This window comes from Paraliomyxa miuraensis, assembly GCF_026337845.1.
Taxonomy (GTDB): Bacteria; Myxococcota_A; Polyangia; order Nannocystales; family Nannocystaceae; genus Paraliomyxa; species Paraliomyxa miuraensis.
This window is the reverse complement of sequence record NZ_JAOVZF010000144.1, coordinates 99,294-125,613: the sequence shown is the minus strand read 5'-3', so window position 1 is coordinate 125,613 and position 26,320 is coordinate 99,294. Positions and strand designations below refer to the sequence as shown.

The 26,320-nt window shown below is 70.6% G+C and carries 19 protein-coding genes; 12 read left to right on the top strand and 7 right to left on the bottom strand.

The annotated features are described in order from the left end of the window. Positions 1-56: 56 nt before the first annotated feature. The gene (locus tag OEB96_RS11285) at positions 57-1,871 is read right to left on the bottom strand and encodes a right-handed parallel beta-helix repeat-containing protein (protein ID WP_266215565.1); all 1,815 of its coding nucleotides are present in this window, start codon (positions 1,869-1,871) and stop codon (positions 57-59) included. An 88-nt stretch (positions 1,872-1,959) separates the two neighbouring features. On the opposite strand from OEB96_RS11285, the gene OEB96_RS11280 reads away from it, so the two are divergent. Together OEB96_RS11280 and OEB96_RS11275 are read left to right on the top strand one after the other, a co-directional pair. Next, entirely contained in the window at positions 1,960-3,624 is a 1,665-nt protein-coding gene (locus OEB96_RS11280) for a DUF1592 domain-containing protein (RefSeq protein ID WP_266215564.1), read from the top strand. A 29-nt stretch (positions 3,625-3,653) separates the two neighbouring features. Next, positions 3,654-4,994: a DUF1552 domain-containing protein gene (locus OEB96_RS11275; protein WP_266215563.1), complete on the top strand. Its 1,341-nt coding sequence runs from the start codon at positions 3,654-3,656 to the stop codon at positions 4,992-4,994. A gap of 7 nt (positions 4,995-5,001) precedes the next feature. On the opposite strand, the gene OEB96_RS11270 is transcribed toward OEB96_RS11275, so the two are convergent. Further along, positions 5,002-6,123 (bottom strand): hypothetical protein, encoded by a 1,122-nt coding sequence (locus OEB96_RS11270; RefSeq protein WP_266215562.1) that lies wholly within the window; start codon positions 6,121-6,123, stop codon positions 5,002-5,004. Positions 6,124-6,218: 95 nt separating this feature from the next. After that, positions 6,219-7,328, bottom strand: a complete 1,110-nt coding sequence (locus tag OEB96_RS11265; RefSeq protein WP_266215561.1) for a DmpA family aminopeptidase — start codon at positions 7,326-7,328, stop codon at positions 6,219-6,221. A 46-nt stretch (positions 7,329-7,374) separates the two neighbouring features. On the opposite strand from OEB96_RS11265, the gene OEB96_RS11260 reads away from it, so the two are divergent. Together OEB96_RS11260 and OEB96_RS11255 are read left to right on the top strand one after the other, a co-directional pair. After that, positions 7,375-8,016: an RNA polymerase sigma factor gene (locus tag OEB96_RS11260; protein ID WP_266215560.1), complete on the top strand. Its 642-nt coding sequence runs from the start codon at positions 7,375-7,377 to the stop codon at positions 8,014-8,016. A 174-nt stretch (positions 8,017-8,190) separates the two neighbouring features. Beyond that, positions 8,191-8,952: a VOC family protein gene (locus OEB96_RS11255; RefSeq protein ID WP_266215558.1), complete on the top strand. Its 762-nt coding sequence runs from the start codon at positions 8,191-8,193 to the stop codon at positions 8,950-8,952. 66 nt (positions 8,953-9,018) lie between these two features. On the opposite strand, the gene OEB96_RS11250 is transcribed toward OEB96_RS11255, so the two are convergent. Together OEB96_RS11250 and OEB96_RS11245 are read right to left on the bottom strand one after the other, a co-directional pair. Further along, the gene (locus tag OEB96_RS11250; protein ID WP_266215556.1) at positions 9,019-9,486 is read right to left on the bottom strand and encodes a nucleotidyl transferase AbiEii/AbiGii toxin family protein; all 468 of its coding nucleotides are present in this window, start codon (positions 9,484-9,486) and stop codon (positions 9,019-9,021) included. Between the two features lie 52 nt (positions 9,487-9,538). Further along, the gene (locus tag OEB96_RS11245; RefSeq protein ID WP_266215555.1) at positions 9,539-9,838 is read right to left on the bottom strand and encodes a hypothetical protein; all 300 of its coding nucleotides are present in this window, start codon (positions 9,836-9,838) and stop codon (positions 9,539-9,541) included. A gap of 147 nt (positions 9,839-9,985) precedes the next feature. Between OEB96_RS11245 and OEB96_RS11240 the strand changes: the two genes are divergently transcribed. The 7 genes from OEB96_RS11240 (at position 9,986) to OEB96_RS11210 (ending at position 18,750) form a co-directional block, all read left to right on the top strand. Further along, on the top strand, positions 9,986-11,494 hold the full coding sequence (locus tag OEB96_RS11240; RefSeq protein WP_266215554.1) for a serine/threonine-protein kinase: 1,509 nt from the start codon (positions 9,986-9,988) through the stop codon (positions 11,492-11,494). 18 nt (positions 11,495-11,512) lie between these two features. Then, a complete protein-coding gene (locus OEB96_RS11235; RefSeq protein ID WP_266215553.1) occupies positions 11,513-12,265 on the top strand; it encodes a hypothetical protein in 753 nt (250 codons plus the stop codon). Between the two features lie 65 nt (positions 12,266-12,330). Then, entirely contained in the window at positions 12,331-13,278 is a 948-nt protein-coding gene (locus OEB96_RS11230; protein WP_266215552.1) for a hypothetical protein, read from the top strand. A gap of 90 nt (positions 13,279-13,368) precedes the next feature. Beyond that, a complete protein-coding gene (locus OEB96_RS11225; RefSeq protein WP_266215551.1) occupies positions 13,369-14,586 on the top strand; it encodes a sulfotransferase family protein in 1,218 nt (405 codons plus the stop codon). A 14-nt stretch (positions 14,587-14,600) separates the two neighbouring features. Beyond that, positions 14,601-15,644: a 3-oxoacyl-[acyl-carrier-protein] synthase III C-terminal domain-containing protein gene (locus OEB96_RS11220; protein ID WP_266215550.1), complete on the top strand. Its 1,044-nt coding sequence runs from the start codon at positions 14,601-14,603 to the stop codon at positions 15,642-15,644. Between the two features lie 11 nt (positions 15,645-15,655). Further along, a complete protein-coding gene (locus tag OEB96_RS11215) occupies positions 15,656-16,492 on the top strand; it encodes an SDR family NAD(P)-dependent oxidoreductase (protein ID WP_266215549.1) in 837 nt (278 codons plus the stop codon). A gap of 44 nt (positions 16,493-16,536) precedes the next feature. After that, complete coding sequence (locus tag OEB96_RS11210; RefSeq protein WP_266215547.1) at positions 16,537-18,750, top strand: hypothetical protein; 2,214 nt, start codon at positions 16,537-16,539, stop codon at positions 18,748-18,750. A gap of 23 nt (positions 18,751-18,773) precedes the next feature. Here OEB96_RS11210 and OEB96_RS11205 read toward each other — a convergent pair whose 3' ends face one another. Together OEB96_RS11205 and OEB96_RS11200 are read right to left on the bottom strand one after the other, a co-directional pair. Further along, positions 18,774-19,619, bottom strand: a complete 846-nt coding sequence (locus OEB96_RS11205; protein ID WP_266215546.1) for a mechanosensitive ion channel domain-containing protein — start codon at positions 19,617-19,619, stop codon at positions 18,774-18,776. Next, complete coding sequence (locus OEB96_RS11200) at positions 19,616-24,772, bottom strand: hypothetical protein (RefSeq protein WP_266215545.1); 5,157 nt, start codon at positions 24,770-24,772, stop codon at positions 19,616-19,618. The genes OEB96_RS11205 and OEB96_RS11200 overlap by 4 nt, the downstream gene beginning before the upstream one ends. A 321-nt stretch (positions 24,773-25,093) precedes the next feature. On the opposite strand from OEB96_RS11200, the gene OEB96_RS11195 reads away from it, so the two are divergent. Continuing rightward, positions 25,094-26,134 (top strand): hypothetical protein, encoded by a 1,041-nt coding sequence (locus OEB96_RS11195; protein WP_266215544.1) that lies wholly within the window; start codon positions 25,094-25,096, stop codon positions 26,132-26,134. The last annotated feature ends 186 nt before the right edge of the window (positions 26,135-26,320 follow it).

The window sequence follows — 26,320 nt, the reverse complement described above, 5'->3', positions numbered from 1 at the left end:
AACCCGAGCCGGAGAATCGATTGCGGTGAATTCGATCGCGTGATTTGCGCACAGTGTCAGGGGTCGGCGCCGTAGCGCTGGCGCACCAGCAGCGGCCCTTCCCAGCCCAACCCATCGTTCTCGAAGTAGTCGGGGATCGCCTCGATCTCCCGACCGAGCGCCGCGCCATCGCAGCCGCGGGCGCCAGCGGGCGCGTCGCAGCGCTCCCAGCTCGGGTCGGGTGTGAGCGTCTCCCAGAACGCGGCGTCCCACTCCGACGGCAGCACCCCGGTGGGCACCGCACCAAAGCCCGGGACCTCGGCGCACGTGGCGTTGGCCTCGAGACCGGTGGCCGCCACGAAGCCGGGCAGGTCGAGGTCCATGCCCATCGTCTGCAGCACGCACGGCTCGCCGTCGGTGGCAAACCAGTCGAGATCCATCGCGGACACGTCGTCGGCCAGGTCATCGCCGAGCATCCGTACCCACGGAGCGCCTCCGCGGGCGAGCACGAGGTGGTCGCCGATCGTGGCGCCCTGCGAGTTGCTCGACACCACCAGCGCCCCGCCGCTACCCTCGTGCACGATGGTGTTGTGGTGTGCCGTGGCCGTACTGCGCAGCTCGAGACCATAGCGGCTGTGCATCAGCACGTTGCCGCTGACGGGTCCCTCGGCCGCGAACATCATGGCGCCGCCGCTGGCCCCCGCCTCGTCGCCGGCCCGCGCGACCACGTTGGCCACCGCCCACACGAAGCCCCGGGAATCGATGGTGATGCCCGCACCATCCACGTCGGCCACCACGTTGCCGGCCACCTTCACGTCGGCGGTGATGTCGTCGGACTTGACCATGATCCCGATCCCGGGAATCCCCATGACCACGTTGTCGATGATCCAGTGGTGCGCCCCCACGCTGGCGGGCGGCTCCCAGTCGACATCGGCCACGAAGATCGCGGTCTGGGGCTCCACGTCGATGATCACGTTGTCGGCGATCACGGTGTAGGCCGCCTCGTCGTGTACCCGGATGCCGCGGGTGGCGCAGCGGGTGAGGGTGTTGTGGAGCACCACCACGTGGGTGCTGGCCTCGATCATGATGCAGGGGCGATTGCCGACCATGGCGGCGTCGTCCTCGACGTAGAGGTCGCGCACCACCACGTGCTCGGCGTCGTACACTCGCACCGCGCCCGGATGCAGAGCGGGGGCGCCGTCCTCGAACGCACCGTAGGCGCCCACGACCACCGGAGCATCGAGCGAGCCGCTCACGTTGCGCACGTCGAGCTGGTCGGCCCACTCGCGACCGCGGCGGAGCAGGTAGTGATCGCCCGGCGTGGCCTGGGCCAGCGCAGCCTCGAGCCGCGCGATGGTCTGCCAGGGCTGCTCTCGGCTGCCGTCGTTGGCGTCGTCGCCCTCCGTGGCGTCGACGAAGTAGCAGGTCGTCGACCCGCAGGGGTCCTCCTCGCACGACTGGCCCACCGAGTAGTAGCCGGGCTCGCAGGCGCAGGTGGCCTGGTCGTCGACGACCACGCAGGTGCCCTGGCCGGAGCAGTCGATGCCGTCGCAGGAGCCGGGGATCGGGCCCGAGTCGCTCGAGGAACCGTCGGCGCTGGTCGAGGTCGAGGTCGAGCCCGTGCCTGGCTCGGTGGTGGTCGAGCTGGTGCCCGAGCCGGTGGTGCCGGTGTCGGTCGCGTCCTCGGGCACGCACACGCCCGCGGCCGAGCCGGCGAAGTCGCTGTAGCGCTGGCCCGAGGGGCAGGTGTCGTCGGGGTAGCTGCAGCGGCCGTCGGGTTGGCAGACGCCGTCGCCGAAGCGGGAGCACTGCGCGCTCTGCTCGCACTCGAACTGGCCGGCAGGGATGCACGCCCAGCCAAGGACGACCGCGATCGCTCCAAACCCCCGCATGATGCCCCCAACGGTAGCAGAAACGACCCCCTGCACTTTTTCGAAGATCGCCCCAGACGAGCCGCGCCCTCGTGCAACTACGGGCGCGATGACGACGAACGACCGCTCCGCGCTCGCGCTGTGCGCCCTGCTCGCCCTGGGCGGGTGCTATTCCGGCGTTCAGGGCTTCGATGGCGATGACCCTGGCGCGGATCCGAACGATACCGCCGATCAGGACGGGGAGCCGGCCGCCGACGACGAGCCGGAGGGCGAGCAGGCCCAGTGCGGCGAGCCCACCCCGGCCCAGAGCCCCATGCGGCGGCTGACCCGGCTCGAGTACGACAACACGGTGCGCGATCTACTGGGCGACACCACCCGCCCGGCTCGACGGTTCTCGCCCGACGAGGAGCTCGGGGGCTTTGCCGCCAACTCGATCGCTCCGCTGTCCGAGAACCCGCTCAACGAGTACATGGCAGCGGCCGAGGATCTCGCCAAGACCGCGGTGAGCGAGCGCTGGGACGCGGTGGTGGGCTGTGACGCGGCCGAGGCGGGCTGCGTGGAGGGCTTCGTGGCCAGCTTCGGTCGGCGGGCGTTCCGCCGCTCGCTGACCGAGGCCGAGCGCACCGACTACCTCGCGGTCTATCACGACGCCGCAGCCGAGTGGGGAGCCACCGAGGGCGTGGCGGTGGTGATCCACGCAATGCTGATGTCGCCGCTCTTCCTCTATCATGTCGAGCCGATCAGCCAGGGCACCGAGCCCGGCGAGGTCGCTGCGCTGACCGGGCCGGTGCTGGCCTCGCGCCTGTCCTACTTCGTGTGGGCCTCCATGCCCGACGACGTCTTGCTCGACGCGGCCGAGGCGGGAGAGCTGAGCGACAGGGCGGGCATCGAGGCGCAGGTGCGGCGCATGCTCGAGCACGAGCGGGCCGCCGACGCGATCGCCAGCTTTCACGAGCAGTGGCTGCACCTCCAGGGGCTGCCGGATCGGGTCAAGGACGCCGCGCTGTTCCCCGAGTGGAATCCCTCGCTGGGCGAGAGCATGGAGCAGGAGACGCTGCGCTTTGCCGACGCGGTGATCCGCCACGGCGACGGCTCGCTGCGAACCCTGCTCACCGCGCCATGGACGATGGCCGACGAGTCGCTGGCCGATCTCTACGGGGTGCAAGCACCCACCGACGTGGATGCCGACGGCTTTGGCCAGGTGGAGCTGCCCGATGACGAGCGCGCGGGCCTGCTGACCCACGCCAGCTTCCTCACCAGCACCGCGCACGCGGCCGAGAGCTCCTGGGTCTTTCGCGGCAAGTTCGTGCGCGAGCGCCTGCTGTGCCAGGTGCTGCCGCCGCCGCCGCCCGGGGCCGAGACCATGGAGGTCAACGACCCCAACCGCCTCGAGAACCCCGAGTGCTCGGGTTGCCACACGATGATGGATCCCATCGGGGTGGGCCTCGATGCCTACACGCCGATCGGCGCGTTCGAGCCCGAGGGACCCGATGGCGAGCCGATCCCGGTGCAGGGCGAGGTCAAGGGCGCCGAGGGGCTCGGGGCGTTCGAGGGCGCGGTCGACCTGGCCCGAGCGCTCGCCGAGTCGCCGCAGGTGCACGACTGCGTGGCCGAGCAGTGGTTCCAGTACGGCGCGCGCCGGCTGACCGCGGAGGTCGACGAGTGCACGCTCGAGCACGTGCGCGAGGCCTTCACCGGCAGCGACCTCGACGTTCGCGAGCTCATCGTCGCGATCGCGGTGTCCGATGCCTTCCGCTTCCAGATCAACGAATAGGCCCAACGAATCATAGGAGATCGACGACCATGGCCAACCTGCTTCGCACCTCCCGTCGTGGCTTCCTGAGTGGAGCCGCCGCCGCCTCGGCGATGTCGCTGCCGTTCCTCTCGAGCCTGCTGGGCCGCAGCGCCAAGGCGGCCGACGGCGCCCACGCCAAGCGCCTGGTGGTGTTCTTCACCCCCAACGAGCCGATCGACCGCGACCACTGGAAGCCCGCCGGCAACGGCAGCGCGTTCCCGCTGACCAGCCTTCCCACGATGATGAGCGGCCTCGAGGCGCACCGCGACGACCTCGTGCTCGTGGGCGATCTCGAGATGAAGACCCGCGACGTGGAGGCGTTCGGGGCCGGGCACGTGGGCATCGGGCACATGCTCACCGGTCGTACCGTCTCGCCCTACGGCTCCGGCAACGCGGAGTTCTGGGCCTCGGGGATCTCGGTCGACCAGCACGTGGCCAACCACCTCGGCGTGAACGCGCTGACCCTGGCCGCCCGCCCCGGCGGCGCCAACGGCAACTCGCGGATCTCGTACACCGGCGCCAACCAGCCCGTGCACCCGCTGACCCGGCCCGACGACGCGTTCGACTCGCTGTTCGCCGATGCCACGCTGCCCGCCGACGAGCTGGCCGCCCTGCGGGGGCGCAGGCTCAGCGTGCTCGACCGGGTGGCGGGTGACCTCGACGGGATCAAGGCGCAGCTCCCCGGCGAGGCACGGAGCAAGCTCGACGTGCATCTCGAGCTCGTGCGCGACCTCGAGCTCCAGCTGACGGAGGACAAGGGGGTGACCTGCGAGCCCGTGGCGATCCCCGGCGGGGTCGACTACGAGTCGAACGCGGCGTTCCCCACCACGGCGCGGCGGCAGATCGACCTGCTGGTGCAGGCGCTGGCGTGCGGGCTGACCGACGTGGCCTCGCTGCAGCTGTCGAATTCGGGCGCGGGCGACCTGACCCCGCTGTGGGCCGGCGAGGGCCTCGACATCAACCTCGACTGCCACACCATCGCGCACGACTACAACCAGAACCCCAGCGGCGCCGCCACCACGCGACGCGTGCAGCTCGAGACGTTCTTCTTCGACATGTTCGCCTACCTGCTCGACGGGCTGGCCGCGATCCCCGAGGGGCCCGACGGCGGACGGCTGCTCGACGACACGGTGGTGCTGTGGTGCAAGAACCTCGGCTACAACCACTCGGGCAGGGAGATGCTCTACATCCTCGCCGGCGGAGCCGGCGGCGCGCTGCAGACCGGGCGCTTCGTGTCCCTGCCGGGACGACCGCACAACGATCTGCTGGTCTCGGTGTGCAACCTGATGGGCATGGACGACACGAGCTTTGGCGACCCCGATCTGTGCACGGGGGCACTGCCGCTGTAGGCCGGATCTAGAGCGTCATCAGCCACGCGACGATGTCGTCCCCGTCGGGCCGGACCTTCAGCACGCTCTGGTCGCTGGTCGCGGAGAATGGACAGTAGTCCTGCGCGGGGAACACCTTGCGACCGAGCTCCTTGCCGGTGTGTGCATCCCAGGCCACGACCTCCTCGTCGATGCCCTCGCGCGGCAGCGAGAACGTGCCCGTGCTCTCGACACCGTCGGTCACCACCTTGTAGCCGTCGCAGTCGGAGAGCTTGCGCGGCTCCTTGGGCGCGCCGATCGAGACGATGTCCATCGTCGACAGCGGCCCCTTGCGACCGCCGCCTCGCAGGTGGCCCTCGCCATCGAGGTGGACCACCAACGGCTCGGCGTTGCGCTCGCCCGGGAACGGCTGCTGGGGAACGGCAGTGAGGCGTGCACGCAGGCCATCGCCGCTCACCGACATCCACTGGGCAGTCAGCGGTACGTCCTTGGCCGAGCCGTCGGCGAGGGTCACCTTGGCGGTGATCGGCGTCTCGGGGGCCGAGCCGTAGCCCATCAGCGCGTCGGAAGGCACCATCGCCAGGGTCTCCTCCGGCGTGAACTCGATCGCACCGCGCCCGTCCTCGCTCAGGTCCGCCTTGCGCTCGAGGAGCTCGACGGTCGCCTTGCCCGGGCCCTGGAGCGCAATCGTGACGCTCCCGTCGTCGTTCATCAGCGCCCCGCCGTCCTCGCCGAACGACCACAGCGCCCCACCCGAGCTGGCCCGGGGCCCGCTGCCGATCTTCACCCAGTGGGTCGCATCCCCGACCTTCGCGGCATCGGCCGGCGAGAACGGCAGCTCGACCGTGGTCTCGCCGAAGTAGTTGAACAAGAAGTTTCCGCCGATCGCCATCACGTGCAGATCGGTGGTGGTGCTCATGTACGAGAGACGCTCGACGGAGACGACCACGCGCGCGACTCCCTGGTCATCGGTCGTGGCCTCCTGGCCACCCACGTCGATCTCGATGCCCGGCTTGGATTTCACCTCGATCTCGTACTCCTTGCTCGAGGCGCGGATCACCTTGGCCTCGATCGTGACGTCCTCGTTGCACGCGGGCGCCAGCAGGGAGAGCGAGAGCAACAGTGAGAACGACGGGACACGGCGTGGCATGGAGCGGCCCCAGCATACGCAGGTTCGCGCGGGGGCGACCATGGCCGCGACGAACGAGCCTCGGAACGCGAGACCGCAGCGGTTCCTCGCGGCCATCAGCCGCGGCCGTAGCGTGTGAGCAGCTCCCGGACGCGGTCGTGCGGGAGCGCCTCGATCGTGACGTCGTCGATGCCCGTCATCGTCTCCGCAGCGACGAGCGCGTTGAGGATGGCCGCCTCCGTCGCGAAGATCGTCGCGTCGAACACGGGGTTGAGCGCCGCATTCGAGAGCATCTCTATCGTGCGCGTCGGCGCGGTGAGGCTGGCGGCATCGGGGTTCGCGGTCGAGAACGCGATCATGATGTCGCCCGATCCATTGCCCGCGCACGACCCCGTGCGGCCCAGCCCGAGCGCGGCCCGACGGGCGACGCGCGCGAGCTGGTGGGGCAAGAGCGGTGCGTCCGTGGCCACCACGACGATGATCGATCCCTGCTCGGTCCTCGGCACGGACGTCGCCGCGGGCGACAGGGGGAGCTCGCGCCCGACCGGAACGCCGGCGATGGTGAGCTGCGAGCGGAGCCCGAAGTTGGCCTGGACCAGCACACCGACCGTATGCGCGTGATCACCCTCGCCGGTGCGGCGCGACGCGGTCCCGGTACCACCCTTGAAGCCGAAGCAGACCATGCCGGTTCCGCCACCCACGTTCCCCTCGGCCACGTCGCCCTCGGTCGCGCTCTCGATCGCCGCGATCGCGTGCTCGGCCTTCACGTGGAATCCGTTGATGTCGTTCAGCGTACCGTCGTAGGTCTCGGCGACGACGGGGTACGAGTACGGCTGGAAGAACCGCTTGGTGCGCGCCTGCCATTCCACGACGGCATCGCGCACGACCCCGACGCTGTGGGTGTTGGTCAGGAGAATCGGGCTCTCGAGGAACCCGGACTCGTCGATCCATGCCGTGCCGGTCATCTCGCCGTTGCCGTTGAGCGGAAACCAAGCGGCGAACACCGGGGCGTGGGATCCGAGCCCACGAGGGAGGATGGCGGTGACGCCCGTGCGCACCGGGCCCTCGCCGACGCGAAGCGGCCCCGAGCCCCGCACGAGCGTCGAGAAGCCCACGGCGACGCCGGGGACGTCGGTGATCGCATCGCGCGGTCCCGGGATCCCATCGAGGGGGATCCCGAGGTCACGGGCGCGGGGCTCGATCGGACGGGACGACGCGGTGCTCATGCGTCGGCGATGGTACATGCTACCGTGAGCCCGCTGCGGCCCTTCGATGCCGACCACCGACGAGACCGACTTCGAGCTGCTGGAGCGCTGGCGCGACGGCGATCCCTCGGCCAGCAACGAGCTGGCGCGGCGCCACTACGACAGCGTGCGCCGGTTCTTCGAGGTGCGCCTGACCCACGCGGCCGACGACCTCACCCAGCGCACGTTCCTCGCGTGCATCGAGTCGCTGTCCAAGCAGAGCCTGCACACGAGCTTTCGCTCGTACCTGTTCGGGGTGGCGCGCAACCAGATGCTGATGCACCTGCGCAGCTCGTCGCGCATCGATGGCCTGCGCAGCTTCGCCGAGAGCTCGCCCGAGCGACCGTCGCGCAAGACCACGCTCACCGGGGTGTTCGCGCGCTGCGAGCAGCAGGGACTGCTCTTGCAGGCGCTGGTGGAGCTGCCGCCCGATCTGCAGATCGTCGTGCAGCTCTACTACTGGGAGGGCATGGCGACGGCCGAGATCGGCGAGGTGGTGCAGATTCCCGCGAGCACCGTGACCACCCGGCTGGCCCGCGCGCGCGAGCTGGTCAAGCGCAGCCTGGTGAAGATGAAGCTGACGCCCAAGATGCATGCGTCGATCGTGCGCGACGTTCCGGGATGGACGCGCTCGCTGGTCGATCCGCGGGGGCGCCGGCCGTCGGGATGAGCCGGTTGACGACTGACAAGCACGGGTCTCGCCGATCGATCAGCCGCGACTGGTCCGTGGGATCCATCGTGAACGACGTACCCGATGCGTCCGGATGCGGCCTCGATCCGACCCGGTGCCCGCGTTGACATGCCGGCGGCAGCCGACCTATTCGCTCGCCCGGAGGATCACCCCATGAGCGAGAAAATCTACACCCACGGTCGCTTCGTCTGGCGCGAGCTCCTCACCACCGACGACGAGGGCGCCAAGGGCTTCTACGGCGAGCTGTTCGGCTGGAGCTTCAAGGGCATGGACATGCCCCACGGCACGACCTACTGGATCGCCCACGTCGGCGACGCGCACATCTGCGGCATGATGAAGAAGCCCGACGAGGCCGAGGTGCCCAGCCACTGGTCGGCCTACGTCTCGGTCGACGACGTGGACGCGGCGGTGGCCCGCGCCAAGGCCAAGGGCGGCTCCTCGCCCATGCCCATCATGGACCTCGACGGCGTGGGTCGCATGGGCTTGGTCATCGACGCCTCGGGCGCGATCACGTGGGCGTTCAAGTCCGTGCACGGCGACACGCCGATGACCGAGCCCCCCAAGCCCGGCCGGTTCTGCTGGGAGTCGCTCGCCGCCAAGGACTTGGAGCAGGCCAAGGCGTTCTACACGGAGGTCTACGGCTGGAAGACGTCGGAGTTCAACGGGATGACCGTGTTCGGCGTGGGCGAGGGCATGGAGAACCAGGTCGCCGATCTGATGCTGGCGCAAGAGGGAATGCCCGCCTACTGGGGCTCGCACGTGGTGGTCGAGTCGGCCGCCGACGCGCGCGCCAAGGCCAAGCGGCTCGGCGGGACCATCCTGGCCGAGGAGATCGCGGTGCCCGGCGTCGGTCTGATCTCGGTCGTGCAGGATCCCCAGGGCGCGGTGATCTCGTTGTTCCAGCCGCAGATGTGAGCCGCGGGCGACGGTGCACTCGAAGCCCTTCGGTGGTCGCACCCCGAGGCCGGTGATGACAGCCCATCACCCCCCGGGGTGCGCCACTTGGCGCACCCGCCGGACCAGCGCGTGCAACCACTCGCGCAGCTCCGGCGCCGACGTGTCTCCCGGCAATGAAGCACCTTCGGGGATCACGACCTGATCGAGCAACCACGCCAGAGTGGCCGGAGTGCACCCACCGTCCTTGGCCAGTGCGTCCGGTAGGGCATCCTCGATGCGCAATCCGCTGCGCTCGAGCGCCCACAGGTCTACGAGATCCCGCTCCTCCGCCCGACCAACGACGGCGCAAAGCTCGTTGGCCAAGATCTCCCGCAGAGGATCGACCCGCACGCCTTCCACTTCGGGCTTGTCCGCGACGACCTGAGGCACGCGATCGAGCACGGTGTCCACCACGACGGCCTCGTCCCCACACTCGAGCACCACACGACGAAATCCTGGTGCGTCCTGGCGGACCTGCAGCGTGGCCTCCACGGCCGCGGCGACCTCCGCCATCACGAATCTTCCGCGCTCGAAGGCTTCGGGCCGAGTGGTGAAGAGATCGAGCCTATTCGGGGATGAGCCCGTCGCTTCGCCAACCATCGATGAGCCACCTCCAGAATTCGAACCGTCGACCCACGCGCCGACGTAGGCGCGGCAGTGCCTCGGCAACATCGCCTGGCGTCACGAAGCGCCACACGTCGATGTCTCGGGCCTCACGGAGCAGCTTTGCGAGCAAGCGATCGCGCTCATCCGAGAGCGGACCCGCGAGCACGCGCTGAAGCTCGCCGATCGATACGTCTTCGTCCCAGAAGAAGTAGGGACGGAGCTCCTCGCGATCGAGATCGGTGGTCAGACCCCGGCTCACGAGCGTGATGGTAGCAGATCGCGCACGCGGAGCTCGGGTCCGAACGAGGAGCGTCGACGACCCGGCTCGACCCGGCGCCGCCCGTCCTGCTTCGCCGGCTCGGCGCCGGTTTCGTCCCCTTCGGCTCGAGCTGATAGATTCGGGTCAGTGGATCCCGGTGCCCAGCCGCCCGTCGCCAAGGTCGAGGTGCTCGCGCCCGGCATGCGAGTGGGCCGCTACCACCTGCTGCGGCGGCTGGCGATCGGGGGCATGGCCGAGCTGCACCTGGCCTGCGCGGAGGGCCTGGCGGGGTTCCAGAAGGTGGTGGTGCTCAAGCGCGTGCTGCCGCACCTGGCCGCCGACGCCGACTTCATTCGGCTGTTCGTCAACGAGGCGCGGCTGGCCGCCAACCTCGACCATCCCAACCTCGTGCAGGTGATGGACATCGGCGAGGCCGACGGCGAGTACTTCTACGTGATGGAGCACGTGCACGGTCGCAACGCGCGGGAGATCCTGGGCGCGGCGGCCGAGCGCGGGGGATTGCCGTTGCCGGTGGCGCTGACCATCGTCACCGCGGCGGCGGCCGGCCTGCACCACGCGCACGAGCGCACCGATCTCGACGGCAACCCGCTGGGGCTCGTGCACCGTGACGTGTCGCCCAGCAACGTGCTGATCAGCCACGACGGCGCGATCAAGGTGACCGACTTCGGCATCGCCAAGGCCAGCGCTCGCTCCACCGAGACGATCGGCGGCACCATGAAGGGCAAGATCGGCTACATGGCGCCCGAGCAGTGCCGCGGCGAGGCGGTCGATCGACGCAGCGACGTGTTCGCGCTGGGGATCCTGCTGTACGAGCTGACCACCACCGAGCGGCTGTTCTTCGGTGACAACGACTTCGCCGTGCTCAACCGGGTGGTGCAGGGGCGCTTCGATCCACCGTCGGTGCGGGTGCCCGACTATCCACCTGCGCTCGAGCGCATCGTGCTGCGCGCGCTGTCGCTCGAGCCGGACGACCGCTATCCGACCGCGGCGGCGCTCTTGCAAGACGTGGAGACGTTCGTCCACGAGGAGCACCTGCGCTGCACCCCGGCGGTGGTGGGCGAGTGGATGGCCGAGGTGTTCGGACATCCTCCGTTCCCGCGGGTGGAGCTGCGACCGGCAGAGGGGGACGATCCGCTGGAGACGATCCCCACGCTGGTGCCCGTGAGCCACGAAGCACCGGCGGATCCCTCGGCGTCCACGCGGGCCGAGGCCGAGGTGAGCACCGCGGTGGCGTTGGTGCCCGCAGGCGAGACGATGGTGGCAACACCTCGTCGCCCGCGATGGATCATGGCGCTCGGGGTGAGCGCGGCGGTCGGGCTGGGGGTGCTGGGCTGGGGGCTGGCGTCGAGCCGAGGCGAGGTCACGGATCGCTCCAGGGCGAGCGAGCCCGCTCCCGTGGTGATCGTGCCGACCGCGGCCGTCGGGGCCGAGCCCTCGAGCCTGGCGGCCGCGAACGAAGCCGGCGAGACCGGCAGCACGACCGGTGCCTCCACCGACGAGGGCTCGGGCACGTCGGGCGAGGCTTCCTCCAGGCCCAGCAAGCGCACCAAGCGACGCAAGCGCTCCAAGGCGAAGCCGCCCCGCGAGCGGCCCGACTCCGATCCCAACGTGCTCTATCCCGTCAAGGGACGGTAGCACGGTAGCATCGCGGCGGTGCTGCCCTCGCTCGCGCTCGCGCTCGCGCTCGTCGCCCCCGCGACCACCGACGCTCCTCCCCCCGAGCAGACGTCGGCGACCGTGCCCGACGATCCCAACGCGCTGGCAGCCGCGGCCGAGCGAGCGTTCGCCGAGGGCCGCTTCGAGGACGTGGTGGAGCTGGCCGCCCGCGCCCATGCGCTCACGGGCGACCCCCGTCACCTGTACGCGCAGGCCCTGGCCGAGCGCCGCCTCGGGCACTGCCGCGAGGCATTGATCCTCTACGCGCGGGTGCTCGCCAGCGTGCAGGACGACCCTGCCTTCGGAGCGCTGGTGGCCGACACGCGACAGGGCATCAGGCTGTGCGAGGATGCGCTGGAACCCACGCCCGCGCCGGAGCCCGAGCCCGCGCCGGAACCCGAGCCCGCGGTCGAGCCCGAGCCCACCCCACCCGTCGTCGATCGCGGGCCCCGGCCGTGGCATCGCGATCCCCTGGGCGGGGTGATGCTCGGCCTCGGCCTGGGCGTGGCCGGGGGCGCCGGAGGCACGCTCTGGGGGCTGTCCATCCGCGAGACCCGAGGACTCGGCTCCGCCCCCGACGAGTCCGCCTACGCCGAGGGGCTGGCCGACGCGCGGGCCCTGCGGGCGGGGGCGATTGCCTCGGTGGCCGTGGGAGGTGCGCTGCTGGTGGGCTCGATCGTCCGCTATGTGCTGGTTGCGCGCCGGGGAGCCTCGCGCATGCAGGCCCTGCGGCGGCGGCCGACCCTCTGAGCGCGCCCTGCCGAATTTTCGACCCGAAGCGCAGACGAGACGCCGGCTCGTGCAACTACGGGCTCGTGCGGACGACGACGAGCATCCTGGCCATCCTGTGGGCAACTGCGTGCGCGGGCGTGGACGACCCGACCGCCGGCGACGGCGGTGACGAGAGCACCGGCATGGCGAGCGAGGACACCGCCTCCGCGCCGGAGCCCGACCCCGACCCGGAGCCCGAGGACGGCGACACGACCAGCGGCGAAGCCGAGGGCAGCAGCGGTGACGAGCCCGAGCCGGAGCCCGAGGACGACTCGGGCACCAGCACCGGCGACGAGCCCCCGCCCCCGCCGGGCCTGGGCTGCAATCGCGACGACCTGCTGCTGTGCGACGACTTCGAGGACGGCACCGTCGACGACTCGCTGTGGGAGGTGCTGGAGATCAACGGCGGGCAGGTCTCGATCGACGGCACCTGGGCCTACCACGGCGGCGGCGCCTTGCGGATCCACCTGCCCTCGGGCGAGGGCGCTCGCGCGGGCCTGCGCACCAAGGATGGCGTGGTGTTCCCGGTGGAGGGCAACCACTTCTTCGGCCGCGCCTTCTTCCACGTCGATCCTACCGTGCCCGAGACTCACAGCGCGGCCCTGACCGCACGCGGGCAGCTCGATGGCGCGGTCGCCCAGTACCGGCTCGACAGCAACGGGGCCAAGTTCAACAGCCGCTACGTGCACAACCCCACCGTCGAGCAGCACGGCGGGCTCAAGAAGTTCGGCTACGACGTGCCGCAGCAAGAGTGGCTGTGCATCGAGTGGGAGTACGACGGAACGAACGATTCCATGCGCTACTGGATGAACGGCGAGGAGATCGTGGACATGACGGTGACCGCGACCTCGGAGGAGCAGACGTGGGTGGCCCCGGTGTTCGAGGACTTCGAGATCGGCTGGCGCACGTTCCAGGCCGCACAGTCGGCCCCGGCTCACGACGTGGTGTGGGACGCCGTGGCACTGGCGACGTTTCGGATCGGGTGCGAGTAGTCCGAGCGTGGCTCGAAGTGCTCGCTTGCGCGCCTCCGAATTCATTGACAACACTCCGACGAGTGCGATAGGCGTTGCAGCCGCTGGGCCATGCCGATCGCTCGCGAGTTACCGCTGCGCATACGAATGCTCAACGGGGTGGGACGCTGGCTTGCCCGAGGTGGCATTCGCATCGCTCCATTCGACCCCGATGCGCTGCGCAAGCTCGCGATGCGCAAGACGGGCCTGAGCGACTTCGACGAGGATCCACGCTTTCGCGAGGCCTTGGCCGTGCTGTGTCGCTCGGCCGAGGACGACGCGGCGCTGTCGCTCGCGGGGCGGGTGGCCATCCGCGACTACGTGGTCCACGCGCTGGTCAACCGCCTCCGCTACGTGCATGCGCGCAATGTCGAGCCCGAGGTGGCCGAGGTCGAGCTCGAGCCACCGATCATCGTGATCGGCCTGCCGCGCTCGGGCACCACCCTGCTGCATCATCTCCTGGCCCTCGATCCGCAGGCGCGCTCGCTGTTGTTCTGGGAGCTGCGGGAGCCGATCCCCGGCCCGGGCCCCGATCGCCGCCGCGACGATCTGGCTCGGATGCTGCGCGACATCAAGCGCATGGACGGGGGGATCGACGGCAAGCACCACTTCGGCGTCGACAACCCCGAGGAGTGCATGCTCCTGCTCGACTCCACGCTCATGAGCGTGTCGTTCTGGGTGTTCGCCCCCGTGCACGGCTACCTCGCGTGGTTGCGGCACCAGGATCAGCGCGAGGGCTACCAGGTCTATCGCTGGTACCTCCAGCGCTTCCAGCGTGACAGCCCCGGACGCCGGCTGGTGCTCAAGGCCCCGGCGCACACCGCCGCCCTCGGAGCACTGCTCGAGGCCGTGCCCAACGCACGCCTCGTGCAGACCCATCGCGATCCCGCCCAGGTGGCGCCGAGCCTGCACAGCCTCATCTTCTCGCTCCACTCCATGGTGGGCGATCCCGTCGCCGTCGAGCGCATGTGCCAGGGCAACCTCGCGCACCTCGAGCACATCGTGGCCACGGCCGAGGCCACCCGCGCCGCCGGCCACACCTGGGTGGACGTGCGGTACGAGCAGCTGGTGCGCGATCCGGTCGCGGTCGTGCGGGACATCCATCGCAGCTTCGATCTGCCCGTCACCGACGAGTTCGTCACGCGCATGGAACGGTTCGTCGCCGCGCGCCCCAAGGACAAGTTCGGCACGCACCAGTACACCGCAGAGGACTTCGGCACGACGGCGGCCGCGCTGCGCGAGCGCTTCTCCGAGTATCATCGCAAGCACGTCGTCGAGACCTCGACGTGACTGGATAGTTTCACATGCGCATCACTTCCGTTGGTGTGTCCATGCCCTCGTGGCAGGTGGACAACGAGCAAATCCTGGATCTCATTCGTCAGCACAGTCGCGACGGCTTCGACGGCGATCTCGAGCGCACGCTGGCGACGATCGGCCGGCTGCTCTCGCGCACGGGATCCCGCACGCGTCGTTGGCTCGCCGAGGGAGACACCCCCATCGCGCACATCCGCAACGCGGTGGACACGGCCCTCCGCGACGCGAGCATGGAGCCCGACGACATCGAGCTGCTGATCTACGTTGGAATCGGCAAGGGGTTCCTGGAGCCGGGGCAGGCGTACATGGTGGCCCACGCGCTGGGGATGCACCGGGTGGAGTGCTTCGACCTCATCGATGCGTGCATGAGCTGGACGCGCGCGATGCAGATCGCCGAGAGCTTCTTTCGCACGAGATCCTACCGGCGCATCCTGGTGGTCAACGGCGAGTTCAACACCGCCGAGGGCGGGCCCCTGCGCCCTGGCAACTTCCGCCTCGACAGCGCCGAGCGGCTGTCGTGGACCATGCCCACCTACACCATCGGCACCGCCGCGACCGCGACGATCGTGGAGCCCGACTCCGATCGCCCGTGGACGTGGCGCTTCGAGTCGCGGCCCGACTTCGCAGACCTGTGCACGATCCCCAGCTTCGGGCTGGGCACGTTCTCGGCCGACGACGACAAGATCGGCAAGAACGGTCCGTTTCGCTTCACCTCCTACGGCAAGGAGCTGCACGAGCACGCGCGCGAGCCGTGCGTTCGGCTGCTCCGCGAGGTCTTCGCCGTCCACCCCGACGTTCGCGTGATCTTCCCGCATGCGTCGTCCTACCGCGAGTGGGACGTGTTCGCGCGCGATGCCGGCGTGCAGGACAAGATGCACCACATCTTCCCGGACTACGGCAACCTCGTATCCGCCTCGGTCCCGGCGGGGCTCGCCCTGGCGTGGCGCGCCGGCGCGGTGCAGCGGGGCGATCGCGTCGCCGGCTGGGTGGGAAGTGCCGGCATGTCGTTCGCCGCCTACTCCTTCGAGCTGTGATCGAGGCTCTCATGAAGGATCTCTCGGGTACCTCGGCGATCGTCACGGGCGCATCGAAGGGCATCGGGGCCGTCATCGCCCGAGCCCTCGCGGCGCGCGGGGTTCGGGTTGCGCTCGTGGCCCGCTCGGAGCAGGCGCTCGAGGCGGTTCGCCTCGAGATCACCGCGCGCGGCGGCGAGGCGATCGCGATCCCGGCCGACGTCACGAGTGCGGAGGACCAGGCCCGCCTGGTGGAGCGAACGCTGAGCGCGTTCGGAGCGATCCACTGGCTCGTCAACAACGCGGGGGCGGTCACACCATCGGCCTACGAGCGGCTGCCGCCCGCGGAGATCGAGCGCGTGCTCGCGCTCAACCTCACCGCACCCATGACCCTCACCCGCCGCGTGCTGCCGGTGATGCTCGAGCAGCAGCGCGGCCACATCGTGAACGTGGCGTCGCTGGGGGGCCTCATCGGCATCGGCTGGGGCGAGTCCTACAGCGCGAGCAAGCACGGCCTGGTGGGCTTCACCCGCTCGCTCCGCACCTCGCTCGCGGCCAGGGGCTCGAGCGTGAGCGCCTCGGTCGTCTGCCCCGGGTTCGTGGACGACGTGGGCATGTACGACGACGAAGCGTCCTCTCGCGGCATCGAGGCCCCCTGGGCCCTGGGGACGTCGGCGGCGAGCGAGGTGGCCGACGCGGTGCTTCGCGCGATCGATCGCAACCTGCTCGAGGTCGTGGTCAGCCCGCGCCCCATTCGCCTGCTGTTGATGCTCGCGGCCGCGTCCCCTCGCCTCGGCGAGTGGCTCGTGCGCCGGTTGGGAGGCCATCGCGTGTTCGAGGGCGTCGCGCGGGCCAACGGCGTCGAGTAGCCCGCGCTCGACTGCGCATTCCGCCTACGAGAGACTCCCTGGCCATGAGACTGGGCAGACTGACATGGGGAGCGGGCCTCGTGGTGCTGCTGGGGCTGACCGCTTGCCCCGACGATCCAGCCGGCACCGGAACGGAGAGCGACAGCGAGGGCTCCACCGGCACCACCACCGGACCGGTCACCACCGACACCTTCGAGGTCACCAGCACGTCGTCGTCGTCCGCGGTGGATTCCACCGGCACCAGCGAGGGCTCCACCACCGACGAGACCACCGGCAGCACCGGTGAGCCACCGCCGGCGCGGGGGATCGCCGTGGGCGCGGCGGTGGTCACCCTGCTGCCCGAGGTGGAGGGCTCCACCGCCTATGCCGATCCGCTGCGCAACGACCCCCCGCTGGCCCTCGATCCGGGCGACCCCGGGCTCGATCCCGGTGTGTTCGTGGAGCAGTGGGACGTGGGCACGATCGCGATCGGTAACGGCTACCCCACGTCGCACTGGGTGCACGACGAGATCCGCGCCCACGCGGTGGCCTTCACGCGCATCGACGACGACCGCGCGCCCACGCTGGTGCTGGTCACGGCCGACGTCTACATGCTGTTCGCGCCGGGGATCGCCTCGATCAAGGACAAGGTCTTGGCCCTGGTGGGCCAGGAGGCGTTCGACCGGCTCGAGATCGTGATCTCGGCCACCCACAATCACATGGGACCGGACACCTCGGGCCTCGATGGGATCAACCACGAGTACTACGAGTACATGACCGATCAGATCGCGCTGGCGATCGCGGATGCGGTCGATCCCGCTGCCATGCGGCCGGCGACGCTGCTCGTGGCCAGCTCGGACTACCAGTTCGGCACCGCCGACGGCACCACCCCGCGCATCGTCGATCCCACCCTCAACACGCTGCAGGCGGTCGATCGCGACGATCCCTCGCAGGTGCTCGCGACCGTGGTGCAGTGGCAGAGCCACCCCGAGGACACGCTGTTCTTCGGCGACGACGTGGCCGCCGATCCGGCGCAGGCGGGCGTGCTGCAGGCCATGGGCGAGTGCCACAGCGAGGATGGCGGGGCCACCTGTCACATCGAGGGGCAGTACATCTCGGCCGGCTTCTCGGGCTACACGGTGCGCTACTTGATGGAGCAGACGGGCGCGCCCGCGATGGTGATCGAGGGGCCGGTGGGGCACCTGCAGTCGCCGCTGTTCACCCTCACCTGGGAGACCGAGGGGCCCACCGCCCAGCCACCGGGCGATGGCCAGCAGGTGCCGGCCGGGGCCGACGTGATCCCCCGCAACTTCCATCGCATGGCGGTCAACGGGCTCGAGCTCGGGCGCCGGGTGCTCGCCGATCTGCAGGCGGCCGACACCTTCGACGACGGGCCGATCGAGGTGCGCCGGCAGCCGTTCTACTCGCGGCTGGCCAACCTCGGCTTCCGCATCGGCCTGCTGCTCGACGGCATGGGACAGGTCACCCAGCTCGGGCACCTGCCGCGCGAGCTCTACACCTGCCCGCCGATGGGCCCCAAGGACGACGCCACCTGCGTGTCCGATGGCTTCATGGGCGCCGATCTCGGCGGCGGCCTGGTGGCGCGGGTGGGCGACCACCTGCGCTCCGAGGTGGTCTACGTGCACCTGGGGCCCATCGAGATGCTCAGCATCCCCGGCGAGGCGGCACCCGAGCTCGTGCACGGCTTGCCCATGGACTTCGTGGCCGATCCCGCCGGCGTCTACTACCCGCACCCGGAGGACGCGATGAACCACATGGCCCGGGACCAGTACGTCACGCCGGGCTACGTCCGCCAGATGCTCACCGAGCCCTACCGCTGGTCGCTCGGGCTGACCGAGGACGCCATGGGCTACATCTTCCCCATGAGCGACTGGCGGCTGCTGTGCATCGCCGACATCCCGGCGTTCGGCGGAGTCGCGGGCCTGTGCGATGCGATGGGGGCCGCGGGGATCCTCGACGGCCAGGATCCCTCGGGCGCATGGTGGATCACCGGGCAGCGCTGCAAGGAGATCCTCGATGATCCCACGCTGCTGGGTGCACCGCCGTACACCGACGTGCCGGGAGGTGACGTCTTTGCCGCGCTGTCGTGCCAGCTCGGGCAGGTGGCGGGCGAGCCCGCGGACCACTACGAGGAGACGGTGGCGGTGGGCTGGGACATCGCCGCCGACTGGGTGGAGGCGGCCCGGCTTGCGGCGGAGTACGAAGGTGCGGTCGAGCAGGTCAACCCGGGGTTCGTTGGGTACAACGTGATCCCGTAGCGGACTGCGCCGATCTCGTGCCATCACCCCTTCCACGTCGGTGGTGGCGGAAGCCTCGGTCCGTCGACCGATCGCAGATCCATCACCGCCGAGGGATCCTCGCCCTCCGCCTCCGTCGGCACCCCGAGCGATTCACCACCGACCGTCACGCCTTGTGCCAGCGCTCGTCGCACCGCGGCCTCGACCAGCGACGCGTGATCGGCATCGTGGGCATAGACGCTCACTTCGATCTGCCCGCCCGTGCGACGCTCGACCTTGGCCTCGTGCACGGCCGAGGCCCAGTGGCAGCGCATGGCCGCGGTGATCACCCGGCGCTTGAGCTCGAGGAAGTCGGCACCAGCGGGCTCGTCGAGCACGAACGCGTGCACGTAGGCACCAGACACCGACTGCGTGCGACGCAAGGTGCGGCGGCCCACCCGACCCCAGGGCACGACCGCCTCGTCGCCCTCGCGAGTCTGCAGCACCAGCGCGCGCAGGCCCACCGCGAGCACACGCCCCTCCACGTCGTCCACGCGCACCTGGTCGCCGACCTGACAGACCTGGGCCACGCGGAAGGCCACCCCCAGCACGAGGTCGTAGAGCGACGACCATGCGAGCGCCCCCATGATCCCCACCAGCGCGATCAGGGTCCATGCGAACGCGGGCTCGCCGGCGCGCAGGGCCACCACGGCCGAGGCCACGTAGGCGACCGCGACCGTCAGCTCCACCACGGGGGCGAAGCGCAGGATCGTGGCCCGTAGCCGCGTCGACATGGGACCCACCTCGACCAGCGAGACGAGCAGCCGCAGGAGCCACGCGAGCAAGAGCCCCCCCAGCACCCAGAAGGCCAGGTCGCCGATCGCTCCCAGGAGGCGTTGCGCGGTGCTCATGCCAGCATCCCCTGTGCCCGGAGGCGATCGGTCACCAGGTGGGCCACGAAGCGATCGACGTGCAGCACGTCGCGATGGTCGCGTCGCACCAGGCCCATGCGCACCAGCGCGCCCACGTCCTCCTCGAGCTGCATGGGCGACAGCGCGGTGAGCCGCTCGAGCCGACGCAGGCCGACCTGCTTGTGCACCACCAGCTGCACCAGGAGCGCCCGCAGCTCCACCCGCAGCGCGGCGAGGGCATCGGCCCTGGGCCTACGTGGCCAGCGCATCAGCAGCGTGTTGCCGTCGACCTTGTCGATGTGCAGGAGCCACGCCCGCAGGGCCACCGCCACCAGGCCGCCCGAGAAGTCGAAGTAGCGGGTGAACAGCCGGGCCTGCTGCCAGGGCGCGAGGTCGGACTCGGCGGTGCCGGCCAGCTCGAGCTCCATGCCGGTGGAGCCGTGACGCAGCGAGATGATCGACTTGAGCGCCTCGGCCGGCAGCGGGTCGCACTCGATCGCGGCCAGGCCGTGCTCGGCGAGCCGGACGAAGCTTCGCAGCACCCGCCACGCGTGTACGTTGAGGTTGGCCACGAACAGGCAGCGGCGCCCGTGCTCGCGCACGGCGGCGAGGATGCGGTCGATCACCACCATCCCGCCCTCGCTGCGCTCCCACCACATCTCGAGGTCGTCGAGCAGCACCACCGCGCCGTCGGGGATCCGCCGCAGCAGCTCGGGCAGCTCGCCGCGCTCCTTGAGCTCGCCCTCGAGCGCGAGGCGGAAGGCGGCGAGGTCGACCGAGCCGCCGGGCGGCGGCGCGATGCGGATCACGGGGCGCCGCGGCAGCAGCTTGGACACGATCGCATGACACAGCGCGGTCTTGCCCGAGCCGATCTCGCCCACCACGAACAGCAATCCCTCGCCACCCTGCTCGTGGCGCTTGATGGCCGCGCGGGCGCGCTCGAGCTCGAGCTGCCGTCCCACCCAGAAGGTGTCGCTGATGGTGCCCTGACCGGAGAACAGCTGGCGGTAGTAGAACGGCAGCGCCCGCAGCTGCTCGCGCCGGGGGGTGAGCGGGTGGGTGACCGCGATGATGCGATCGACGGCCGTGCCCTCGGCCGTCTCGCCGTCGCGACGCAGCTTGCGGGCCAGCAGCACGCCCGAGCTGCGGCGGTACAGCAGCGCCACGAACCCCGCGCGCACGAGCTCCGCCAGCCTGCGCCCGCCCTCGCGCAATCGCGACACCGCCTTTTGGCCGCCGCGGCTGCGGATGTAGTGGGCCAGGCGATCGGAGCGGCTGGTGAGGGCGTAGGGGGCGGTCTCCTCGCGCAGGCTGTCGAGCTGCTGGGCCACGCGGCGCACGAAGCCGTCGACGGTGGAGCGCAGCACCTGCACCTCGGCCTCGAGCCGCCCTGCGCCTTCCTTGGCCACCCCCAGCACCTGCTTGCGAAACTCGGGGCTGTCCCAGCCGCCGAGCGCCTCGAGGTCGCCCATGGTGAAGGACAAGAGGCGCATCACGTCGCGCGCCACCCCCACCGTGCGCTGCTCCTGCAGCGGGATGCCCGAGATCTCCTGGTTGATCACGTCGAGGAACTCGGTCTCCACCAGGTACTTGACCAGCGGGCGCACCGAGACGGCGACCTCCTCGGCCTCGGTGGGCACGCCGCTCTCGAGCGCGGCGATCGCCTCGTCGGAGAGGGTGGTCGAGGTCTCGGGCAGCTCGCGGACCTGCTCGTCCACGTCGCGGGCGATCGCCTCGAGCGCGGCATGGCCGTCGAAGCGCGCCCGGAGCTCGCGCTCGACGGGCGCCTTGGGAGCCTGCCCCGCCTCCACCTGGGCCACGAACGCCTGCAGGGCCTCGAGCTGCTTGCCCACGTCGCCGAGCAACGAGCCGCGGATCCCCTGGGCGATGTCGTTGCGCGTCTTGAACGCGAGCACGGAGAAGCGGTGCTGGAACGCGGCGATCTGCAGGCCGAGCTGGGCGCGGTGCAGCAGCAGCACCTGGTGATGGCGCCACGTCTCGGGGCTGCCGCGCAGGGTGGCGAAGCGAGCGGCGGCCCGGCTCGGCTTGGGGGGGCGTCGCTCGCCCTTGACCAGCCGCCGAATGTCGAGCCGCTCGATGTCGCGGCAGAAGGTCTGGGACAACTCGTGGGTGCGCTCGGCCAGGCGCGCCGCGGTGCCGTCGGTGAGATCGCGGGCGAGCTGGGTGACCGCATCCACGTGCGACACCAGCCGACGCTTGCGCTCCTCGACGCCATCGGCGTCGATCTCCCGGCGATCGATGGAGGCGGCCACCGCCGACAGCTCGGTCGCCGCCTCGTTGAGGATCTTGCCCAGCTGCACCGCCAGGCGATGGCTGCTGCTCTCTATCGAGCGCAGGGTGTGCTCGAGCAGCTCGGCCCCGGCCTCGTCCACCGCCCACGCCCGCAGCGCGCCCACCGGGGCCTCGTAGGCGGGCGTGCGCGTGAACATGGCGGCCCAGCGGCGCCGTCGCTTGAAGCGACGCAGGTGCGCGTCGTCCTCGGGCGAGGGTCGCAGCTCTTCGGCCCTCAGGCGCACGCGCACCGTCTTGGGCCCGCCGTCGCGCAGGCGCCGTAGCCCCTCCACGAACGCGTCCACCCGGGCCTGCAGCGCCTTGGTCTGGGCGGGCAGCTCGTCCTCCTCGAACGTGGCCAAGAGCTTGCGCGCCTGGAACAGGAAGCCGCCCTGGGCCCGCCCCGCGGGCTTGCGCGCGCGCGCGAGCTCGGTCTCGCCGACGCTCTTGCGCACGATCTCGAGCTGCCGGGTGACCAGCTGCTTGACGTCGGCGAGCAGCGACTCTTGCCGCCCCAGCATCGGAGCCAGCCCGTGGCGGTAGAGCTCGTCGCCGAGCTTGCCCAGGGTCGCGGCAAAGTCTGCGGCCGGCTCCTCGAGCTCGCCGATCTTGGGCAGGTGCAGCGGCCGCAGCTCGGTGCTGCTGGCCTGCGCGCGCTCGATCGCCTCCGACAGCCCCGAGCGGCGGCCGATCGGCAGCACCTCGCCGAACAGCGACGAGCCGCGCAGCAGGAGCGTGGTGCCCAGCCCCTCCACCAAGGCGTCGAGCTGCGCGAGCCGCTTGTCGTCCAGCCGCTGCGACGGCAGGCCCAGCACCACGAGATCCGCATCGCCCGACTCCTGGCGCACCGTGCTCTCGAACCCGTGGGCCTGCGAAGGACTGGCGACGACCTTGACCTTGGCCTCCACCCGCGCGTCCGCCAGCACGCTGCGCATCGCATGCAGCAGGTCGTCGCTGAACGAGGTGTCCTCGGACACCAGCAAGAACCGCAGGCTGGCTCCCTGCCACGGCTCGAAGCGGGTCAGAAAGCGCATCAGCGACAGCGACAGCGCCACGTTGCCCTGCTGGGGTCGCCACCACACGTCGATGCGCCGCCGCTGTCCCCAGCCGCGCTCGGTGTCGTAGCGCAAGAGCAGCACGTTGAAGTCCTGCTCCACCGTGTCGCGCACCAGCGCCCCGAAGCTCTCGTCGTTGCGGCCCTGCTTGGGCTCCCACGGCAGCAGCACCGTGTTGGGGTCGAGCCCCGAGAACCCGTGGTGACGGCAGGCGGCCGCCACCGTGGCGTGGTCGTCGCGGCTGGGCGTGCGGCGGCGAAACACGCCCATCTGGGCGGGCTCGTCGTCCTCGCCGTCGGCGGCCTTGCCGGGATCGACCAGCTCGAAGTCGGTGAGCAGCCCGTTGCCGGTGATGAGCGCGCGCGACAGCTCGAGCACGTGGGGCCGTACCGGGCTGGCCGCGCGGGTGAACGCCAGCACGTTGGGCCGCCAGTTGCGGCGCTGCCCCTGCGCCTGGCTCAGGCGGTGCAGACCCGTCCGCACGATCGACGACCAGATCCCCTCCCACGTGTCGCCCGCGTCGAGCGTGAGCTGCCGCCGCTTGAGCCACAGGAACAGCGCCGACAGCAGCACCGTGGCGCCGGCCATGGCCGCGAAGTCGAGCTGGATCATCACCAGGATCGACGTGATCGCCCCGATCACGCTCACCAGCCGGGGGATGCGGAACGCGGGGCGAAAGTCGGGGCTGGCCCAGCTCTCGATCGCCGAGCTGAAGTTCAGGAACCCGTAGGTCGCCAGGAACACCATCGACACCACGCGGGCGATGATGTCGAGCTCCGCGATGAGGATGCCGCCCTCGCCGATCGCGAACGCCAGCAGCAGCGCGTTGCGGGGCTCGTTGGTCTTGCCCGTGCCCTTGGCGAAGAACCGCGGCATCACCTGGTCGACCGCGAGCGCCTGCAGGATCCGCGGTGCGCCCAGGATGCAGCCCAGCGCCGACGACAGCGTGGCGCCCCAGATCCCGGCCAGCACCGCCGGCTTCCAGAACGCGATCTGCGACAGCACGTCGGTGTTCTCGCGCAGCGCCTGGGGATCGATCCGCAGCGCCACGAACACCGCCAGGCTCACGTAGACCACCAGGCCCGTGCCGATCGCCACCAGCGTGCCCACCGGGATCGCGCGCTTGGGGTCCTTGAGGTCGCCCGACATGTTCACGCCCGCGGTGAAGCCGGTGACCGCCGGGAAGAAGATCGCGAACAGCTCGCCGAGCGATGGCGCGCCCGTGGCGGGCTCGTAGTGCCCCGCTGCGGGCGGAGGATCGCTGTGCCCCAGCAGCACCGAGATCAGCGAGGCGCCGATCAGCGCCAGGATCACGTACTGCGTCCTGATTGCGAACGCCGTGGAGATGAACGTGATGATCGTGACCGAGAAGATCGTGATCGTGCCCGCGATGCGCAGGTTGTTCTGCGTCACCGGCAGATCGATCGTGGTCAGGAAGCTCTCGCAGAACCCGATCACGTAGAGGCTGATGGAGAACGACAGCCCCACGAACAGCGCCAGCCCCAGCGTGCCGCCGATGGGCAGCCCGAGGCTGCGCGACACGATGTAGTAGGGCCCGCCCGCGCCCACGTTCTTGTCGGTCGCGATCGACGAGATCGACAGCCCCGTGGTGATCGAGATGACGTGGGCCACCAGGATGATGCCCAGCGCCGTCCACAGCCCGGCCTGGCCCACCACCCACGGCAGGCGCAGATACATGATCACGCCGAGGATGGTGAGGATCGAGGGCGTGAACACGCCGCCGAAGGTTCCGAACTTGCCGTCCTTGCTCATCTCGCTGCCCGAGCGCTTGGACCGGGTTGGCAAGCATGCCCGACCCGACCCGAGCGAGACCACTGAACGGGTCTGCCCTTGTGGCGAAGACCGCGACCGTGGCTGTCGGGCGCGTCATCACGATCACGCGGTCGGCTACGAAGGGCGCGGATCCACCCGCCTCGCGTCGCCGCTCGACTGGTGGCCCAATCCGCGGCCCCAATCCGCGGCTCGAATCCGCGGCTCGAATCCGCATTCGTCTTGGCGGCGGCGATCCCGAGAGGGCCAACGCAGCCCCGTAGTGGCCCCCGAGCCGTGTTCGTCCCTTCGCAGGTGATCGTTTGGGCCGCGCAGGGCATGCTCGGAGGACTTGCCATGATCGTGCCCGTCGTTGCCCTCGCGTCGTCCCTGGCCCTCGTACCGACCGTCGGGACCGCGCCCGGCTTCGCCTCATCGAGCGCGGCGCCCACCGAGGTGGCCCCCACGACGGCTCCACCCGCCGCCCCTCCGCCGGCCGACCTCGCTCCGCCCACGGCCCCTCCGCCGGCCGACCTCGCTCCACCGCCGGCCGCCCCACCGCCCGCGGCCCCTCCAACCGCGGCCCCTCCAACCGAGACCGCCGCCCCACCGACGGCCGTGGCTCCGCCCCCCTCTCCGGCCCCACCGCCCTCGGGCGCGGTGCCGCCCGGGGCCGCCCCACCGCCCGGAGACCCACCACCCTCCGACCTCGCGCCCGGGCCCGAGCAAGCCGTGCCCGCCGAGGACTCGGCGATCGAGATCGTGGCCGCGGAGCCCGAGGCCGTCCCGGCCCCTTCGCAGCCCGCCGAGCCTCCCGTGGCTCCGCCTCCGCCACCGTCCAATGGTCGAGGATTGCTGATCGCGGCCGCCGCGGTCGGCACCCTCGGAGGGATCATCCGCATCGGCACCTCGGTGCAGGTGGCCCGGGCCAATGCCCTCGTGCGAGCCGGCGAGCTCGAGGGCGACGCCCCCATTGCCGTCGCGATGCAGGGCGCCGTGTTCCACGCGCCCTTGATCGCCACCGCGATCGGCCTCGCGGCGGGCGGCATGGCTCGACGCGGTCGATTCGAAGCGCACGACGAGCTGTTCGAGGGCGAGGAAGCGGCGCGTCCCCGTCGCAAGCGCGTGGGCTGGATCCTGTTCGGCAGCGGCGTCGCCGTGTGGACGGTGACCCGCTTGGCCGGCCTGCTCAGCTGTCGCGACGGAGTCTGTGCCTCTCGGGTCTGGGAGGCGGGCTACTACGTCAGCCTGGCTGGCACCGTGCCGGGTGCGATCATGGGTGGCTACGCCACCGGCTTCGAGGGCTACCAAAAGCGCTTCGGTCACGTGGCCGACGTTCGCCTCGCCCCCGTCGCCAGCCAGCAGTCCTGGGGCATGGCACTCTCCGGCCGCTTCTGACCTGGCCCCCGCAACCGGTTGCGGGCATGCGGTACAGCGAGCTTGCCCCCAAGGGGGCGTAAATGGTGGGCGACCGTGGCGTCGTGCAGGGTGCGCGCCGCAAGCGGTTGCGAGCGAGCCGCGCGTCGCGTCGTGCTCCCAGGTCGACCGTGCGACTTCGGCCGTTGCTCACCATTGCGGCGAACG